The organism is Bacteroidota bacterium, from assembly GCA_016706255.1.
Lineage (GTDB): Bacteria > Bacteroidota > Bacteroidia > Chitinophagales > BACL12 > UBA7236.
This window is the reverse complement of record JADJJZ010000021.1, coordinates 35391-54712: the sequence shown is the minus strand read 5'-3', so window position 1 is coordinate 54712 and position 19322 is coordinate 35391. Positions and strand designations below refer to the sequence as shown.

Below are 19322 nucleotides of genomic sequence, written 5' to 3'. Positions count from 1 at the left end.
ATCGTTAACTTATCATAATCAGTAAAATAGCCGCAATCGATAACATAATACCAACCAGATTAACCCGCGTGAGTCGCTCCTTAAAAATCACCATTGCAACCAGACACGAAGCTACAACAATCGCGATATTATTTACAGGAAAAACCGTCGAACTGCTCCATCCCGGTAAGCTTAACACCGCAATCAGAAAATACATGGTGCCATAATTTGGTATGCCCAACAGCAATCCGTGACCAATACTTTTTGCAGAAAATGTTTCACGTCGCGTAATATATTTGTAGATTAAAATCAGCCAACCAATTGTTGCAGCCGTGCCGAAAACACAAATTAAAAATAAATTAAATTCAGTGTCCGATAAATATTTTTCCTGATTCCATTTTGTAAATGTGTCAATTAATCCGCTGCCGATTACAACCAATAATGGAAAAAAATAATAATTAAAATTGTGTTTGTGATGTTCCGTATCCTGCTTGTAAGCCGCGAGCACAACGGCAAGCATGGCAATTAAAATACCAATTATTTTTAATGGTGTAAATACTTCATCATATAAAAAATACGCAGCCATTACGGGAATTATTAGCGATAATTTACTCGCAATAGAAGCAACCGCAACACCACTAAATTGCACCGTTAATGCCGTGATATAAAATACCGAAATAAATAAAGCGCCCAACATACACGCATTTGGAAACCATGGTGTATTCATAATATAATTAGCCGAAGGAAATTCTTTTTGCACCAACGCACCCTCAATAACACAAACCGTATAATTAATCACAATCGCCTGCAAAATATTGACATGATTTTTCGCAATCAGCTTGAATGCAACAAATATCATTGTCGAAGTAAGAATACTCAGCAGCAGGTAAATCATGACTTATATTAATTCAGCAGGCAAGTTAACAGTTAGTTTTGTGAAAATATAAAAACAGCCATTTTTGGGGGAGAAAGGTTCAAACTGAGTCGGGGCAATACTTCCTGCACTTATTCGACTGCCGTTGCGGTAGTTACTTATCCCCCTGGCATCCACGTAAACAGGTTTACATGATCAATACTGCTAGCTTCAAATTGTTGAGTAGCCAAGGGTGCAGCTATACCCGAGCCCAATTGTATTTCCGATTCAAAATAATAAATCGCATCACATAATCCGGCATTTAAAAATGTTTGAATCGTTTTTGTTCCGCCTTCAATTAAAACACTATTAATATTTAATTGATATAAATGCGCAAGCACTTGTTGCGGAATATTTTCGTTTTCAATTTTAATATAACGAATATTATTTTCTGTTTTATCCTGCACAAAATTAAATACGATAGTTGATGTCGATTGATCTAATACATATGCATCTTCAGGTAAATTATTTTTTGTATCCAGCACAATACGTATCGGATTTTTCCTTTCCATAAACGTGTGGTTAATTGCGGATTATCGGTAATAATTGTTTTTCCGCCGACTAAAATACCCATATGTTCCGCGCGCATTTTATGCACAAGAATATCACTTTCGTTATTGGTAAAATGAACAGGTGTCCCATCATCCGCAGCAATAAATCCGTCTGCACTCTGCGCCCATTTTATAGTAACGTACGGACGTTTTTTTTCATGATAACAAAAGAAAAATTTATTTAGCTCGCGACATGCATTTTCCAAAACACCAACCGTAACCTGCACTCCATTTGCTTTTAATCGCTCCACACCTTTTCCTGCAACCAGCGGGTTCGGGTCCAATGTACCGATTACCACATTTTTTATTCCAGAAGTAAGAATTTTTTCGGTGCAGGGAGGTGTTTTTCCGAAATGGTTACATGGTTCGAGGGTAACGAAGAGGGTTGCTTGCGGAAGCAGATGCAAATCCTCAGCTTTCACATCCTGCAACGCATTCACCTCAGCATGCGCCCCACCAAACTCCCGATGCCAACCTTCCCCAATAATCCTCCCCTCAGCCACCACCACCGCCCCCACCATCGGATTCGGTGACACGTAGCCAGCCCCTCTCGATGCCAGGCCCAAACAGTATTGCATGTACTTTTCCAATTCACAAAGATAAAGGAACACAGATTAAACAGATTTAACGGGTTTAAACGGATTAAATCTGTCCTAATCTGTTTGATCCGTTCAATCCGTGTTCCCCTAAAACACACCATCCTAAAAAAAATCAGTTAACATCAGCAAAAATCAGCGACCCGCCTGCGGGTTCAGCGTTCCTTTTACCTTTTGTGCAAACCACTCGTAAATCCGATATGTAAGGGCGGATTCAATTCGCCCCTACATATCGGATTTACTCACATTTTTCGAAATTATTTAACTGTATCTTAATCAAAGAAATCCGTTCAAAATCCGTTCAAACCGTTAAATCTGCGCCTGCCTGCCGATAGGTAGGTTCCTTTTAATCACACCATCCAAAATCAGCGAGTATCATCAAATACACCTAAAAACAGTTTACATCACAAATCCGCGACCCCTGCGGCAGCGTTCCAAAAAATCCGCCCCACCGTCCCCGCCCCATTTATCGAAATAAAATTGGCTTATCAAATTCTAAAACACAACCCCCAAAAAATCAGCGAGTATCCATCAAATACACCCTAAAAAATCGGTGACATCAGCAAAACAGCGACCCGCTGCGTCAGCGTTCCCAAAAACCCACCAACCGTTAAACTCTTTATCACACCATCCCAAAAATCAGCGAGTATCCATCAAATACACCCTATAAAAAAATCAGTTAACATCAGCAAAAATCAGCGACCCGCTTGCGGGTTCAGCGTTCCCAAAAAAATCCGTCCAATATCCGTTAAATCCGTTAAATCTGTGTTCCCTTAAATTTGCACTGAAATGCTACGCGACCAAATAAAATCCCTAACCCAAAACCTAACCCCCCTTTACGGCAATCGCGAAGCCGCAAACATCGCCCAATACCTCGCCGAAGAACACTTCGGTAAACCCTTCGTCCGCACCAACCCCACCCTCGATGCCACGCAACAGCTCTGGTGGGAAGCCGCTTCTAAGCGCCTCTTATCCAACGAACCGGTGCAATACGTCCTCGGCAAAGCTTGGTTTTACGGCCAACAATTCACTGTAAACCCCGCCGTCCTCATCCCCCGCCCGGAGACCGAAGAACTCGTAGAAACCATCATCAAATCCAATCCCGGCCCAGGCACCCGCATCCTCGATATCGGTACCGGCAGCGGCTGTATTGCCATTACCCTGAGCCTCGAGCTACCACAGATTGAAATATTTGCAATCGACAACTCCCCATCAGCCCTCGAAGTAGCCGCTCACAACGCAGCTAGCCTCGGAGCAAAAGTCAGCACCCTATATGCCGATATTTTGCATTTTGAGACGTTTGCAGACACTTTACCCCTGTTTCACGTCATTGTATCCAATCCGCCCTACATTGACCCTGCAGACCGCCAAACCATGCATCCCAACGTATTACAATACGAACCACAATCTGCACTTTTTGCAGACCATTCTGATCCATTAGTCTTCTACAGCCGAATTGGCGCATTTGGCATGCAAAAATTGCAATCCGGCGGCCACCTCTACTTCGAAATCCCCGAAACCCGCGCCTCCGAAATCCAAACCCGCCTAACCACCCTCGGCTACCAACACCTCACCCTCCTCCCCGACCTCCAGGGCAAACCCCGCATCCTCATCGCCCAAAAACCCTAAAAAATAAACCGCAAAAAATTATTAATTCACAACGCGCCCACACCCACAACCCAACCCCATCAAGCCTTGCCAACAATTTAATGATTTCACTATACATTATTTTCCAAAATATTTGCCCAAATTCCATTTAAACATTTTATATTTGCATCTCTTTTGAAAAATGAACTTGTTCAAAAGAGCATCAATACGGAGTGGTAGTTCAGTTGGTTAGAATGCCTGCCTGTCACGCAGGAGGTCGCGGGTTCGAGTCCCGTCCGCTCCGCTAAGAATTCAGAAAACCCTTGCAAGAGTATTTTGCAAGGGTTTTTTGTTTTTAGGTTAAACATGGGTAAAACAAATCCTATATTTTACTACAATGTACACATTTTGCTAGAACCTTTTTTCATAATGGCGGAACTTAAATTTTATTAAAAAGAAGCAGAAAATTGCGAAGGTTGGAATTAAATACAAAAACCTTTACATTTGTTATAGCTTTTTGAGAAATGATCCAAATTATTTTCAATTAATATCCTAAATTTAAAGACACTCAATTATTAATATTCTACACCTAAAAACACGAAAATGAGAAAAAATTAACATTTATAATTTGTTTGCTTTTAGTTTTTAAAATTTCAAGTTTTGGACAAGCTGGCGGAATTGATCCAACATTTGGCACCGATGGAATTGTAACCACTGGATTTAGTCCAAGTAACGATGATGGCATCTCCTCAATAATCCTTCAACCAGACGGTAAAATAATTGCTGTAGTACAACATCCTCTGACGTTGAGGATAATTTTGCTATAGCACGATATAATGTTGATGGTAGTTTAGATATCACATTTAGTGATGATGGCAAGGTAACCACAGATTTAGGTAGTTATTATGAAAGTTGCGCTGCAGTTGCTTTGCAGGATGATGGTAAAATCATTGCAGTCGGATCAAGTGAAAATAGTTTTGCTATAGCTCGTTACAATAGTAATGGAACTTTGGACAATACATTTGGGGTTAGTGGTAAAGTTATTACAAACTTTGATGGTGGTTCCAGAGCAACTTCTGTTGCAATTCAGGATGATGGAAAAATTGTTGTTGCAGGCTCCGCGGATTATTATTTTGATTTCGCATTAGCGAGATACAATACCAATGGAACTCTAGATAATACATTTGGTGTGGATGGTAAAATAATTACGGATTTTACAGGCTATTCCGATGACTGCTGGGCGCTGGCGATTCAAGATGATGGTAAAATCATTTTAGCTGGGAGTATTATGAGTACTATTCCTTATGAGGACTTTGGTTTAGCACGTTATAATACTGATGGGAGTTTAGATAATTCCTTCGATTTAGATGGAAAGGTTATTACAGATTTAGGAAGTGAATTTGAAGGTGCATCTTCAATAACAATACAATATGACGGCAAAATTATTATTGCTGGTACTTCAGATGACAATATTGCAGTTTTAAGATATAATATTAACGGAAGTTTAGATAACACTTTTGATGGCGACGGAAAAGTTACTACTGATTTTGGCACTGATTCTGATTGGGGAACCGCGGTTAGCCTACAAATTGACGGAAAAATTGTTGTAGTAGGGGAAGAGGGATACCCAAGCGCAGATTTTGCGTTAGTACGCTATAATTTTGATGGAACATTAGATAATACCTTTGGAATAGGTGGGAAAGTAACTACTGACATTGCAGGCAATGATAATGGAGCGAGTGCAATTTTAATTCAACCGGATGGCAAAATATTGGTAGCGGGATATGGATATGATATTTCTAAAGACTTTGCAATTATTAGATATAATGGTGATTGTGAATTTATTAATACCTCAATTTCTCAGACAGGAAACACATTAACTGCCACTGAAACTGATGCGGAATACCAATGGGTAGATTGTGATAATGACTACGCACCAATATCAGGTCAGATAGATCAAGACTTTACTCCGATTATTGATGGTAATTATGCTGCAATCCTCACTAAGGGATTCTGCTCTGACACTACTGATTGTTATAGTATTAGCATAGTGGGCATTTTTGGAAATTCAAATCAAAACATTAATTTATATCCAAATCCATCGTTTGGTATTATTAATATTTACAATATAAATCAAGGATCTGTCGAAATTTATAATTTACAAGGGCAACTAATAACCATTTTTACTGTATCAGGATCTCCATCTACACTTAATTTATTACGATATCCAAAAGGCACGTATTTATTGAAAGTAATTGACGAATTTAATTGTCATGTAAGTAAAATTATCTTGAAATAATTTATGCATTTTTTATAGCTTTAAAATGTAATTTAAAATGTAATATCCTCTAATAGGACGAAATTAATTTAATAAAAACCGGCCTAAATTAATAAACTATATTAGTTGAAATTAGTTAAGAAAATTTATACATAGTTAGTGAGTCTATTTATACAAAATAATGAACTTATTCCAGCTAAATATTCTGGCTATATTTTGAATATCTTCAAATACGTCTGAATTACGGTTTAATTTGAAAAAAATGGAACCACAAATCTTTTTAATAATCTTCAACGGACAGTTTTTAGCGATAATTATTATAGTGTCATTGGTCGTGCATTAACAATTGCCTCACGATATGAAAAACTCTGTCAATCCATGACAGCAATCTTAAAACTTAAAGCCGGAATAATTCCTTTAGATGATGACGATAGTTTGAAGAAGTTCTCTGATGAGATTTCACGAACTACACTAAACAACCATATTAAAGCATTTGCCTTTGATAACGATTTATATCATATTCTGAAAGCAGCAAAAGATGCTAGAAACGAAATAGCTCATGAAATTTCAGTTGGTTGCGACATGTTATTTGATTCAAAACCAGAAGATTATTTAAACCAATTCATTGAACAGATTAGAAAACTTATAATTAATATTGCTAAAGGAGATCGCATAATTTCTATGCTATTAAGTGTTGCTACTTACGAAGAGGTACCAGGAAGTATGTTGTTAGAAAATTATCCAGAATCTGTTGCAAATTGGGTTGTAAACATGGATGATTAATCGGACGTTTGGGGCATTGGGTAGGCTACAATTCTTGAAAATGGTATCCTATAATTATTTCTTAATATTTTCTTTTACCCATTCTTAAACGTGTATCTAAAAATACTTTCATCGGTGTAATTTCTTTAATTATTTGTGTTATTGTAGGTCATCTAATCTCTTTTATCGTTTCATCACCACTGATATTTCTGACTTTTATTCGTAATGGTTTTTTATCGCTTGTTATTTTCCCATCCCAAAAGTTTTTTGATTTTACTCCGTTTGTAATTACATATCCAAGTTTATCAATTTTTAATTCGGTTGTGCTGTGCCATTGTCCTTTGGTGTTTTCACAGTCGAGGGCAATAAGTTCTATTAATTCTAAACCCTCTTCACTAATGTTAATAGGATTGAATTTTTTGCCTTTGGCAATGGATTGTAAATTTCCTTTTTGGTTGAACTCACCTATTTTTTGAATTAAACGGTCGCTAATGAATGTGTTTATTTCTGTTTCGTAACCGTCTTTTATTTTGGTGGTTCTAATATCGATGATGTCCTCAATTACCACATCATGCAATAGATTTTTAAGGTCTTTCAGCTCAACTTCTATTTCGGTACCATTGTTGTCTTTTATGAATTTCTCCAATGCCTTTTGGTCGTCAATATCTATGTAATACACGATTACTCTTTTAGCGTTGACTTCTAAGTTTTGCAGTTCCTGATTAATGATGGTGTTTATGATTGGAATGTCCAATACTTTTTCCTGTGTGTTGAGTAAATTGGGAACGTAAACAGGGACAATACCTTCTTTGCTTTTGGTAATAGCACCAAACCAAAAATTACTGATGCCTTTTACTCCCTTTTGTAAGCCTGGAATAAGTGTTGCCAGTTTATCCATCGTCTGCTGAGGATTTCGGAACAAATTAACTCCATCTTTAATTTCTACAATTTGAAAATTGGCTTTGCTTTCTTTCAATCTATCTCTAACAGTTTGAATGCTATTGATACCAATATCATTATGAATAAATTTTCTTCCCAAGTCGTTTGCAACTTTCGCTGTAACGCCACTTCCTCCAAAAAAATCTGCTACAATCATTCCTTCTTCACTACTTGCTTTCATAATTCTTTGCAAAAGAGCTTCGGGTTTCTGCGTTGCGTAATCTAATCGTTCTTTCGCCATAGGATTGACAATAGGAATGTCGAGCCATAGGTTTTGAATTAGTTGACCTTGATAAGTATCTGCATAGATTTTGCGATAAATGCGACCTGTGCCATTAACAGGCATTACCAATTCGTTGTTATCAAATAATTCCTGCATTCTTTGTTTCTTATACAACCAGCCGTTCTCTGGTGGCTCAACTCCATTAAAAACATATTTCAAATTTTGGCGGTATAAGGAATTTACAAGTGGTGATTTCATATACTACATACCTCATCAAAAACCACCCTCCCCTCAAGATAATTTTGAGTATTTTCATCTTCTAAAGAATACTCTGCATTGAATACATATTCTTCGCCTTTGCAATACCAAAAAATAGTGTCGTTTGTAATTCCGAATTGCTTAGAAGCATAAGAAGTAGCTAATTTTCTTCTCCAAATAATTTCATTAACAAAATTATCATCCCCAAAAACTTCGTCCATTAATATTTTAGCATAATGTGAAATGTGCCAATCCAAGTGAAGGTATATACTGGCTTTTTCACTCATTATGCTTTTGATTGCCATTAGATTTTCATACATCCAATTCAAGTAATCTTCCTTCTGCCAAATATCTCCATACATTTTTTCCTCAAATGCTTTGAGTTCATCAATATCCATTTCTTGCTCGGCTGCTGCAATTTTTTCTGCAAGTTTTGGGTTTCTGCGTAAGTAAACTTTTTTAGCATAATCGGCACCACTTGCAAACGGTGGGTCAATGTAAACCAAGTCCACCTTAATTCCTTTCTCTTTCAGGTAGGCACAAGCCGAAATACATTCACCACGAATTACCATATTTTCAGAAGGTTCGCCTACAGTTTCCAATGGTTCTACTTCGTAATAAGGCATACCTCTTTTTAGACGGTCGTAAACCTTATCATTTTCACGGTAACGCAATACTCTTTGTGTCCGTGTAATGTTATCTAATATCGCTTGCCCTTCAACTGTTTTCGGGTAATATGGTATATATTTTATTGGCATATTTAGTTTTTGTTATTTAGTTGATTTTTATAATATTCAAAAAACCATTTGTATTTCATTAATTCTGATATTTTTGATGGACTTCCCCAAAAATCATTAATTGTTACTGGAAATTTATCTGAAATTGTAATTTCTGCAACAACCTCTAATATATCATCTTCGAGAACATCTCCAACTGATTCCTTTGTCTTCGCAAGTTCATACCATATCTTTCGAAAAACTATCAACAATTGATTAATTGATATACCAATGGTTTCCAAATCTTCAATATACTCACTAGAAAATACATTCCCTTCCGAATCATATAAGACCTTGTGAGTTATTTGATGGTCATAAAAAAAACAGTTAATAAAATTATTATCTCGATGATGGTTACAATGGGATTTGCTATTGCATGAAGCAAGCAAATTGTGATATGCAATATCATGAGGATAAATACCTGGAATTACCAAGATGACTCCTCTATTAAAAAGAGATCTATGAACCACATTTTGAACAATTACAGGTTGCGTATATTTATTAAACTCAACTGTACTACAATGATGAGGCGCAATATGTTCTAATGATGTTGTATGGTCATTAGTGAGTTGTTTCATACAATAACAACATAAATAATTTTGCTCATGCAAAAGTATTTGCCGTATTGGGGGTTTGGGAAAAGAGTCATATGTAGCACCAATATATTCAGCCCCATCCCAACACTGGTTTAGGAAATTGTCAACTATCGCGGTTGAAGGACTCGGGTTAGGTAATTTGTTAATATATTGCATTATTTACCATATGCTTTTTTCTTTTCGTCAATTTCCTCTTGTATTAACTCTGGTATGTTTCCGCCAATATACGCCTTAAGTTTTGAATACATTTGATTTGCTTCTTCTGCTTTTCCTTTGCCAAGCAAGAACAAATAGGCATTAATATATTTTTCAATCGTAGAGGGACGTGGTGCTACTTCCATCACTTCGGATAAGTTTGTAGAATAATCTATTCCATAAATATTTTCTACATTTTCATTTAAATATATATTACCTTCATGCTCAAGTTTAATAATTGTATTTGTCTCATTTGCTTTGAAATTTGAAATTATTATAGGAGAGTGAGTTGTAATTATAAATTGAACTTTGGGGAAAGCCTTTCTGAACCTTTGCAAGACGTCTTGTTGTAAAGTAGGGTGTAAGTGAAGTTCTATTTCATCAATTAAAACTACACCTTCGCTTTCTTTTAATTCGTTTAAAATAAAAGAGCGATAAGCAATATCTATTACAATAGAAAATATCCGTTTATATCCCATAGGCAGCATATCAAAAGTGATAATTCTACCATCTTTAAAGCTGAATTCCAAAATATAATTCTTTTTATCGGGTCTATTTACTGAAACCCTATACAACTCAAATTCCTTATTAATAAAACTATATTCCTCCGACAAGGGTTTAGTAAATTCTATAAGTTTATTTTCTATGTACAAACGTTCTTTGCTAAATGAATTAATTCTTTTATCACTATTTAAATATTTTAAACGTTCATTTAACTCCTTAATAGTACCTTGAATATGATTTAATTTTGAATCATCATTTTCCTCAGCATCTAAAACCTACCTCTATGTATTTCTAATTGGGATTCAATTGATTTTATATCATCGTTAAGATCCTTCTCAAAATTTGAAACTTTATAAAATCTATTTAGCCATAATTCAATACAATTTGTTCTATCATCCCAACCGTAATAAGCCAAATCTCTTGGGACAATATCCTGACTAACTATTTTTCTCACCCGTGAGCCAAAGTTGATTTTTAGGTGAGGAAAAGAATCTGAAATAACTGCCAATACAGGAAGTTCCACCAATAAATTTTCATTATAAGCATTTAATACAGCATGCAACGCCTCTTTATAATAGTTGGTTGTATATCCACCGCTTTCGGTATTTTTTAACATTGCCCAATTCAAAGTCGAACTTCTAAAGGAAGCGATAAATGAATTTTTAATAGGATAGTTGTAAATTCTATTTACTGTGTCATAATTTGCATCCTCTTTTAAATAAGATCTCACATTAGCGTTATTTGATATTGCTAAACTCTTTGAATATCTTTTAGATTTAGCAAACATAAAGCTCAGCCCCCTACGAATACCAGATAATATACTAGATTTACCAGTCCCATTCTTCCCTATTAAAACTGTAGTTTCGCCTCCATATTTTAAGGTGTAGCTTTTAAAGCAACGAAAGTTATTAAAAGTAGTTTCAATTAGCTTCATATATTAATCGTTAAAAAACAAGTTAATTTTATTATTTAATTTAATAATGTTTGCTTCAAAGTTTTTGCTGTCTTCCAAATATAGGAAGTCGAAACGTTTGTAGCCGAATTTTTCATGGTTTAGCTTTAAAAACTCGGTTTCTACGTATTCTTTCTTTTTCTGAAAAACCTTGTCTTCTGCATACAAAGCACCTTTGGTTTCAATGAGCAAGGCTTTGTGAATTTTGTCTTTGGTGGTTCGTTTCACAATTAAAAAATCGGTGGTGTATTTCCCAATGTTTTTCCAATACTTACCTTCTTTGGCAAAGCAATTAATTACAAATTCAGTTAAGCCACGTTCACCATTGTAGTATATTTCCAACTCTTTAGTTTTGAAATTAGATAATCGCAAAGTTTCTTGGAGTGCTTGTATTTCAAAACCACTGCTGCCACTACCAAAGTTGTATGGTAAATAATGAAAGGAATTATTTTTTGCCTTTACAACTGATGAATATTCTTTACCTGATTTAAAACTGTCGTAAGAGATAACCATACTTGCCATTCCTTGGGCTTCCAACGCTTCTTTCATAAGGTTATAAGCCTTTTCAACTTCGGCCATATCAACCTCAACACTTTCATTTGTTTTATCTAATTCAAGAATTTTATTTGTGTCGGCTTCTTTCGGATAGAGTTTAGGATTTTTCTCTACATCGGTCAAGCGTTCGGCAATCAATAATTCTGCTTGTTTTGGAATTACTTCTGTGTCGGTTTGTAAATCTCCTTTTGATGCTAAACGCAACACGAATTTTTGATTGTATCAAATGCAAATCATACAACTCATTGAAAAAACGGTTCCCGTCTTTTTCAAATGAAACGGTTTCAAATATTTCGTTTAGTTCTGTATCATATTGGTGCAATTGCGTTTCAGAAATCAAACCAAAACTTTGACGGCTTATTTCAAAAAGCCATTGGTTAAAATTGGCAAATGCAATTCCAGTTTCGTTAATGATGTCAATTGTTCCAGTATCAATGTTTGAAATTTCACTTGTGCTTATCAAAGCCGAAGCCTTGTAATCTGCCATCTTTTTTAAGATGGCTTTTAACTTGGCTTTTGTGTTTGCCGTTTCTTCCTCATCAATACTTTGATAGGTAACTTTCATTTGATAAAATTCAACTTTCGGCAATTGCAAGTATTCCATACGGCTGTGGCGTTCCACCATTTCGGCTTTACCTATTCGTTTGGCGCTGTTCAGCTCATCAATGCTGCTATTTTGCTCTTGCTTCAACTGTTTGTTTAGCGTATCAGCATTATCTTTATTCAGCCAAATTAAAGCCGTTTCTTCTTTTCCTTTGTCTACTTGGCGTAAACACCTGCAAGAAGTTTGCAACACCATATTTTGAGGACTGTCGCCTTTTTGAGAAAGGATTACACCTGTTAAACTTGGGCAGTCCCAACCTTCTTTACCAACTTGCACTAAAAGAATATATCGCTTTTTAGAAATTGCCAAATCCAATGAACGAAACTCTAATTCATTCTCTTTTGGCAAAGAATATTTTTTATTTCCTCCGTGAAATTTCAAAATCTCGACAGGATTTATTTTTAATTCGCTTGTCAGGAACGGGTAAACTTCTTCTTCCAAAACTTCAATGTTGCTGCAATACATAGCAATCTTCGCAATTGCTCCATTTTCATAAACCGTTTTATTGTATTGTGCATCAAAGTCCTCAATTCCTTTTTTAATGATTTGAAAACGGTCAAGGTTTTGGCCGATTTTTACTGTTGGGGTTTTAAGGAATTTTTTAATCGCTGTAACCAATGGATAATAATAAACCGTGTTGGTTATTTGCGAAAATTTAAAAGCGTAATCACCTGCTTTGATGGTTTCAGCACCTTGTAAATAAGGTGTTCCCGAGAAACCTAAAACCGTTGTGATATTTCCTTTGCTGTGCCAATAATTTACGGCTTGCCGTAATTTAATATCATCGGTTGCAGCGTGGTGAACTTCATCTATTAGAATTGTAAGATTTGGAATTTGTCCGAATAATCTTTTTAAATCGTTGCTTGTGTCTTCTTCTTCTTCCAGTTCCAATTCAGTTTGTGCATTGAACTTGAAACTTTCCAAAATAACTTTCTCAGCATTTACTACAAACACTTGTCCGAACGGATTAGGCAAACAGGCGTTTACTTTTTGTGCATTTGGGTTTCTTGCTTTGTTACTTTTCTTGGCTGATTTCTGCTCGTCTAAAACATCAAACTTCAATAACTTTTTCAGTTTGCTTGCCGATGGTTCGGGCAACACCCAAGAAGGGTCGTAATTTTCAATTGTCTTTAAACTCGGAACGATAGAGGATTTTAAGCCAGAAGGAATAAGCACTAAAAAATTATGTGCAAATGCTTTGTTCTCTGGTTCGTTGTCGGCAAAATACAAGTCTAAATAAATGAAAGCCGCCATCAAAAAAGTTTTACCTGCACCCATAGGCAAACTCATTAAATAGTCGGCATAACTTACATTGTAGAAAATGCTTTTTATAATTGTGTCGTAATCTAATTCGGTTGGTTTGTCAACGATTAGTTTTTCCAGTTCAGGAAGTAAAGAGACGTTTCCGTTTTTGTTCTTGCAAAGTCATACAATGCAAAAGCGTCTTTGTTGGCGGTTAAAAAATCTCTTGCGGTTTGATTAATATTAAGTTTTGATAAGTCTGTTCCGTTGGTAAAAAGCCTTCTGAAAATAATTGCCAAAGTGGTTTATTCTGTCCTTGTATTTTCAAAAACAAATAAGTTTCAATCGCTTCAATTTGCGTATCACGCAACTGTCCTTTGTCGCGAATATACTTTATCAAATCACTAATGGCGCAGTCATCAGAATGCAACCATTTGTTTTTCTTTTCCTGTATGATATAATGAAGCATTACTTTTTCTTATATTTAATTTTTTGTTCAGCAATAACTAACGCTTTTAATGCAAGGTCATTATCCCCTATTTCCTTTACAAATTTTTCACTCCAATAGAGGAGTAATAATTTTTCGTAATCACAATTATAAACATTGGAAAGGCTAGCTAACAAGGGTCTGTTGAAATTCCTCTCCCCTCTTTCCATTTTACTTAGCAATCCAATATCAACTTTTGCTAATGCGGATACCTCACTTAATGAAAGATTAAGATTTTCACGAATTGAACGGAGTGTTTCTCCCAAATTAAGAGGATAGAAATTAGGCTTTGACATAAAGTGTCAAATTTAGTTGTTTCTTCTAACTATAAAGTCCTAATAAACAGCATTTTGCACAGTCTATTAACATTCGGACAAGGTAGGTAAGATCAGTTTTTCCTGTAGAGAAGATCTAGCACATTCCAAACTCTGTATCTATTTGCTTCAAATTCAACCTTTTTGAAATAAAAAGGCTCCTAAGTCTAATGTTCAGCGGACTTTTCAGTTTCCACCTTACCTGCCTTACCTTCCAATGCCTGTCGAACTTTTTCAAGCTGACCCTTAGCTCTATTCCACAAACCCGAAATACTAGCCTTGCCATTATAAACCATCTTTACAAATTCAAGTGCTTTTGCTGGCACCTTATCTTTACCATAACATTTTGTAAGTATAATGAGGAAGGTTTTTTTAAATTCGGAATTTTTTACAATAAATCGTTTTTGATCTTCTATACTAAATGTAATTTTCAAAATAGAAGGATCGCTTATAAGCCAAAAACTTTTCATCATTGCTTCTTGTCCATCCTTCATTCCCATATTCATTAATACTTGAAGTGCCTCTGATTTACTAATTTCAAAATGCTTTTTAAAGGCTTCGGTCTTTCCAAATTTTTCTATAAGCCATAAAATTGCCGGAGTGGAATATAATTGTCTAAGGTCTTCAATAGTAACTTTTTCTTTAAGAAAGGACATCCTGTTTAAAACTTCTAAAAGATAATTTGGTACATCAAAGTTGAATTTAGATTGGTCTCTTTCGTATTGGTTAATTTTACTTTTAAGTTTTTTATGCATTACTTCTGAAACTTCCTTTGAAGTGGTTAGAATTTTTTCTTTTAGTCCAGTTAGATTTTCTTTAAGTAAGTCAGTCAAAAGTAAAATATTTTCATCCCTTATTAAGAGTAAATCATCGGTAATTGGAAAGTAGTTGTTATTTAAATCAATCTCAAATTGATCCAGTGTTCCTTTAAGAGAAAAATAAGTATCAATATCTATTCCTTTTAAGGTTTCAACATTTTCGTTAAAGGCTCGAAACAATTTTTCCTTTACATCTTTGTCAATATGAAGGTAGTCCTCAAGAAACCAAGGAAATAGTCTTATACTTCTACAATAAATATTATTGCTTATAAGGAAAAATATACATATGCGAATTTTCCCAGATTTCATAAAGGTTGATTAAACTTGCGTTTATTGCTTCTTGCCTTTTAGGTTCCACAGAAGGCGAAACTAACTAATAGGCATTAATTATTTGCATGTTGGCTGTCAAATCAGTTAAAAAGGCGGATTTTATAGGAATACTTTTAAGATATTAAACTTCATTCAAGGCAACTTCGTATATTTTACGGTTGTTCTTAGTCCCCTTCTTAAAGCGATATTTATGTAAAAGTTTTCCGATATGTAATTTGGATGCATTTGTAATGGAAATTTTTGTTGTCTCTGAAATGTATAATAAAATATCAGTAGCATTCTTATACAATATTTCATCTCCCTCTTCCGGAATCTTAAAGTATTTAAGCAAGAGTTCTTCTTCAAATTGTGTTACCGTAAATTGCTGGTTATGCTCGTCCAGTTTATGTATTTCTTCCAAATCGAACCAGTGTTTATAATTATTATCTATAAGGTCTAGGCATTGGGCAAATACCTTTTGCAAATCAATCTTGTGCAAATAATTTATGCTCAAGGCCTCAAAGCATAAGAACCTTCTATTGCCTGTTATATCTGTCAGAAATTGCCCATTATTTACTGAGCCGACAAAAGATGAACGTCTTACAAGCGAACTATTGTTTCTGGCATAAGGAAGTCGCTGTCTTATGGTTCCTTTGGTGATCAGTTCTTTAATTTCGCCAATTTCTGATTTATTAAGGGTTTCCAGCTCATCAAGATTAATTACCATACATTCAGACATATGTACCAGAGTATCTTTATTAGATACGCTTATAGTTCCGGAAAAACGGAATTTTCTTAATGGCTCCGGTACAAGGTTTAGAAGCCAAGTTGTTTTTCCTAAACCCTGCTCTCCTGTAAAGATGATTACAGTATGATTTATCTCTTTTTCTTCAAGTAGGCATTTTACCATTGCTACAAGCCATTTCTTAAAAGCTAAATGCCAAAACTCCTGATTTGATGTTATTACAGTATCAGCAAGTTGTTTTATATAATCTGTTTCACCATCCCATTCCGGAAGATTAAAAAAATATTCTTCAAATGGGTTATGATATTCACTGAATTTGCTATTTAAAATTGACCGCAACAATAAAAGATTGCAATTTATTCCGGCAGAGTTTAATTCCAGAAAGAGATTATTCTCGTCCGTATCTGAGATTTCCTTAAAGGAAGAGTTACTAATTTCTTTAAACTCAATTGTATTCGTTACTGCATTATTTCTAAAATTATAGTTTTGGGCTAAAAATTCCTTTATAGCATTTATTCTTTTGGCTGTTCCTTTAAGTTTTGTGTTGACAGAGTATTGATCAATATTTTTGTAAGCACTTCTGAGGGTACTTTCAACTTCGTTTTTATCATAATTATAGTCATTTACAATAAATTGTTTGCATAATTCAAAAGGAATCCCTGCACGATTACAATTGCAAGCCAAGAGGAAAATGAAATTATTTCGACTGCCTTTTTCAAATATGACCTTGTTATTTGTATAACGTTTACACTGAAAATATTGATTTTCAAATTCCTGAATTTGTGCTATTACTTCCGTTTTTACATCAACTTCCGGTGCAAACAATTTCGCATACATGTTTATAAACGTGTTTTCATCAAATGATACAAAACAAAGTCGGGAGACATCTTTTCCGGATCTGTCCACAGGATGATCTATAAGCTTTTCAAAATAATCAGCACACTGAGTAAAAGCGGTTTCGTGGTCTTCAATAGTATTGTTTGAGCGAACTAGTATTTTCAGTCCATTCCCGCTGGGACTTATAAAACAAGCAAATACGTATTCGTTTGCTGTTACCTTTGCTTTTAATTCTTCAATTGTTATACCTTTAACCTTGTCGATATCGAGAATTAGCAATCTATTATATGAAGATAACTTGTCTTTTTTTCTGCCATTTGCAAATAGTCCGCAAGGTGTAAAGGCCGGAAGATTTTTTTTGAAAACACTTGTTAATGCTTCATTGTTTTTAAGTATTAAGGCTCTTAACTGTAAGATATCCTCCTTGTATTTTCCTGTCTTAATCTCATTCAAGACGGTTAACAAATCTGATGTAACAGAGGCTTTTCTTATGTTCTCAAAGTAAGAAATTGGGATTACTGTTTCCATCATTTCGTTTTAAAAGATTTGTTATAATATTTTTTGAGCATTTCCTCAACGTCAGCAAGAGAGTAATAAATTTTGTTACCGACTTGAGAGAATGAAATTTTGCCCTCGTCACGCCATGCTTGTGCTGTTCGTTTAGAGATTTTCATGAGTTTCAGAAAGTCAACGTTATCAATGATCTCATCTGACGAACCCTTGTTTGGTTTATGCAGGGTAGTTTGAATTGCATCCAGACGCCTTATTAAATCGTCGTATGCTTCCTTGGTAATTACTACTACATCCATATAGGTGAATTTTAAAGTAAAAAAATAGATTCGGATGTAAAGATTTAGGAATAAATAGGCGAGTAACACCTCCTATAGGGGTTACTTTCTTTCAAATTCAAGCTGGAGAGCTATTTCAGATCGGATTTAATTTTCTTGAGTAACCCTTCAATCTGATTTTTAACACGTATTAGATTGTATTGTTTTTCTTCGTTACGAGTTTCACCTTTAATCGAATAAATATTTCCAAGACCTTTTGTTCTTAAATTCTGCTCTGAATGACCTGTAAGATGATGCAAGAGCTTCGCAAGGCTTTTATTGTCATATGGTAGAATTATTCCGCTTTCCTTTAGATACGCAAAAAGTATTGCAGTTTGGTACAAGTCTAAGGTCGAAATACTTTCCTGTGGACTCTTCAAATTTATGTTTGGGTTTAATTCTATTAGCTTCAATTTATCAATTGCCTCTTTCACCATTTCCATTATCCCATTATAAAATTCATTTTCGGCCTGCTCCTTGAAATAGGTCTTGTTTTTAAATAAAAGGTCTTCAAATTGGGAAAGCCATTTTCGAGGGTCAGTTTTAATATTAGTCTGATATTCAAGAAAAGAAGGCCATTTTCTTTTTTGTAGGTTATAGACTGTTAAGATCAAACTTCTGGAGTATAACTCATGCGAAAAATCTCCATCTATAATAAATGAAGAGAAAGAGGGTAAAAATTCGAGCGTAATTTCGTAAGGTGCCAATTCAGTTTTATTTCCAATACGAGGTTCCTCGAATACAACTTGTTTTATTTTGGATATATTATTGAGCATAATTTTGAATATAGGTGGTTCACTTGCAAATTTAGTAAATCTTCGGTCTAATTCAGATGACAGTTGGAAGCAAATTCAAAGCAATTTAAAATGAAAAATATGACGTATACAATTCAATATCATTTAGGTATACTCGTAATTTATATAAATTAATTTGAATAAATTTAAGTTAATGCATTATTATGCGTCACTTAGCACTAATTTATATTAACACGGATTTGATTTGTATTGTAATTTTGTAACTATGGAATTGATAGAAAAAACAGACCCGTTAACAGGAGAGTTATTTATCTCAACAAGATCAAATCAGGTTTTCGCAACAGATGAAAACAGGGTAAGATATAATAACAAAAAAGCAAAGGAACTGCGGTTAAAGAAATCATTCGTGGACAAACCATTGCTTAAAAACATTAAAGTCCTAGACGAGCTGTTAGAGGGCAAAACAGAAATCGAAGTTCACAAGCAATTTCTGTTGGGAAAGGGATATTCCTTAGCTGTTTTTACTCATTATGAAGAAATAACTGGTAACCGCTGCCATGCACTTTATAATTACGTACTCATTAACAAGGAAAACGAAATAATTAAAATAATTAAAAAAAATGATAGATATAACTACTGTAAATGATCCATTTACTCTGAGAGGAAATTCCATCGGCTATGCCTAAGAGGTGAATAAATCTTACCTATGTATAATTGTGA

Annotated in this window: 18 protein-coding genes, 1 tRNA gene and 2 pseudogenes; 6 read left to right on the top strand and 15 right to left on the bottom strand. The window is 34.9% G+C overall.

Translation table 11 applies throughout. From position 1 onward, the window contains the following. Positions 1-4 precede the first annotated feature (4 nt). The 3 genes from IPI65_17030 to ribD all read right to left on the bottom strand — a co-directional run bounded on the left by IPI65_17030 (position 5) and on the right by ribD (position 2021). Positions 5-874 (bottom strand): DMT family transporter, encoded by an 870-nt coding sequence (locus IPI65_17030; protein ID MBK7443145.1) that lies wholly within the window; start codon positions 872-874, stop codon positions 5-7. A 137-nt stretch (positions 875-1011) separates the two neighbouring features. Then, positions 1012-1404 (bottom strand): dihydrofolate reductase family protein, encoded by a 393-nt coding sequence (locus IPI65_17025; protein MBK7443144.1) that lies wholly within the window; start codon positions 1402-1404, stop codon positions 1012-1014. Then, positions 1332-2021: a bifunctional diaminohydroxyphosphoribosylaminopyrimidine deaminase/5-amino-6-(5-phosphoribosylamino)uracil reductase RibD gene (gene ribD, locus IPI65_17020; GenBank protein ID MBK7443143.1), complete on the bottom strand. Its 690-nt coding sequence runs from the start codon at positions 2019-2021 to the stop codon at positions 1332-1334. Before ribD ends, IPI65_17025 begins: the two co-directional genes overlap by 73 nt. Positions 2022-2828: 807 nt before the next feature. Between ribD and prmC the strand changes: the two genes are divergently transcribed. The 5 genes and pseudogenes from prmC (at position 2829) to IPI65_16995 (ending at position 6687) form a co-directional block, all read left to right on the top strand. Next, positions 2829-3668 (top strand): peptide chain release factor N(5)-glutamine methyltransferase, encoded by an 840-nt coding sequence (gene prmC, locus IPI65_17015; protein ID MBK7443142.1) that lies wholly within the window; start codon positions 2829-2831, stop codon positions 3666-3668. A gap of 188 nt (positions 3669-3856) precedes the next feature. Then, positions 3857-3930 (top strand) — tRNA-Asp (locus IPI65_17010). 519 nt (positions 3931-4449) lie between these two features. After that, positions 4450-4524, top strand: a pseudogene (locus IPI65_17005) (hypothetical protein). 30 nt (positions 4525-4554) lie between these two features. Further along, on the top strand, positions 4555-5925 hold the full coding sequence (locus IPI65_17000; GenBank protein ID MBK7443141.1) for a T9SS type A sorting domain-containing protein: 1371 nt from the start codon (positions 4555-4557) through the stop codon (positions 5923-5925). 357 nt (positions 5926-6282) lie between these two features. After that, complete coding sequence (locus tag IPI65_16995) at positions 6283-6687, top strand: hypothetical protein (protein ID MBK7443140.1); 405 nt, start codon at positions 6283-6285, stop codon at positions 6685-6687. A gap of 148 nt (positions 6688-6835) precedes the next feature. Here the strand turns inward: IPI65_16995 and IPI65_16990 are convergent. The 12 genes and pseudogenes from IPI65_16990 to IPI65_16935 form a co-directional block, all read right to left on the bottom strand. Further along, a pseudogene (locus tag IPI65_16990) lies at positions 6836-8844 on the bottom strand (site-specific DNA-methyltransferase). A 2-nt stretch (positions 8845-8846) separates the two neighbouring features. Beyond that, a complete protein-coding gene (locus IPI65_16985) occupies positions 8847-9440 on the bottom strand; it encodes a hypothetical protein (GenBank protein MBK7443139.1) in 594 nt (197 codons plus the stop codon). 173 nt (positions 9441-9613) lie between these two features. Further along, the gene (locus IPI65_16980; protein MBK7443138.1) at positions 9614-10390 is read right to left on the bottom strand and encodes an AAA family ATPase; all 777 of its coding nucleotides are present in this window, start codon (positions 10388-10390) and stop codon (positions 9614-9616) included. Positions 10391-10425: 35 nt separating this feature from the next. Beyond that, entirely contained in the window at positions 10426-11091 is a 666-nt protein-coding gene (locus IPI65_16975; GenBank protein ID MBK7443137.1) for an AAA family ATPase, read from the bottom strand. Between the two features lie 3 nt (positions 11092-11094). Then, entirely contained in the window at positions 11095-11868 is a 774-nt protein-coding gene (locus IPI65_16970; protein ID MBK7443136.1) for a hypothetical protein, read from the bottom strand. Then, a complete protein-coding gene (locus tag IPI65_16965) occupies positions 11762-13546 on the bottom strand; it encodes a DEAD/DEAH box helicase family protein (protein ID MBK7443135.1) in 1785 nt (594 codons plus the stop codon). The genes IPI65_16970 and IPI65_16965 overlap by 107 nt, the downstream gene beginning before the upstream one ends. 178 nt (positions 13547-13724) lie before the next feature. After that, complete coding sequence (locus IPI65_16960; protein MBK7443134.1) at positions 13725-13979, bottom strand: hypothetical protein; 255 nt, start codon at positions 13977-13979, stop codon at positions 13725-13727. Next, positions 13979-14293 carry a helix-turn-helix transcriptional regulator gene (locus IPI65_16955; GenBank protein MBK7443133.1) on the bottom strand — a complete coding sequence of 105 codons (315 nt, stop codon included), beginning with the start codon at positions 14291-14293 and terminating at the stop codon, positions 13979-13981. The genes IPI65_16960 and IPI65_16955 overlap by 1 nt, the downstream gene beginning before the upstream one ends. A 185-nt stretch (positions 14294-14478) precedes the next feature. Next, positions 14479-15438 (bottom strand): hypothetical protein, encoded by a 960-nt coding sequence (locus IPI65_16950; GenBank protein ID MBK7443132.1) that lies wholly within the window; start codon positions 15436-15438, stop codon positions 14479-14481. A gap of 142 nt (positions 15439-15580) precedes the next feature. Further along, positions 15581-17551 carry a DUF3874 domain-containing protein gene (locus tag IPI65_16945; GenBank protein ID MBK7443131.1) on the bottom strand — a complete coding sequence of 657 codons (1971 nt, stop codon included), beginning with the start codon at positions 17549-17551 and terminating at the stop codon, positions 15581-15583. After that, on the bottom strand, positions 17548-17829 hold the full coding sequence (locus IPI65_16940) for a helix-turn-helix domain-containing protein (protein ID MBK7443130.1): 282 nt from the start codon (positions 17827-17829) through the stop codon (positions 17548-17550). Before IPI65_16940 ends, IPI65_16945 begins: the two co-directional genes overlap by 4 nt. Positions 17830-17939: 110 nt before the next feature. Further along, positions 17940-18623, bottom strand: a complete 684-nt coding sequence (locus tag IPI65_16935) for a hypothetical protein (GenBank protein MBK7443129.1) — start codon at positions 18621-18623, stop codon at positions 17940-17942. Positions 18624-18867: 244 nt separating this feature from the next. On the opposite strand from IPI65_16935, the gene IPI65_16930 reads away from it, so the two are divergent. Then, positions 18868-19248, top strand: a complete 381-nt coding sequence (locus tag IPI65_16930) for a hypothetical protein (protein MBK7443128.1) — start codon at positions 18868-18870, stop codon at positions 19246-19248. Positions 19249-19322 lie beyond the last annotated feature (74 nt).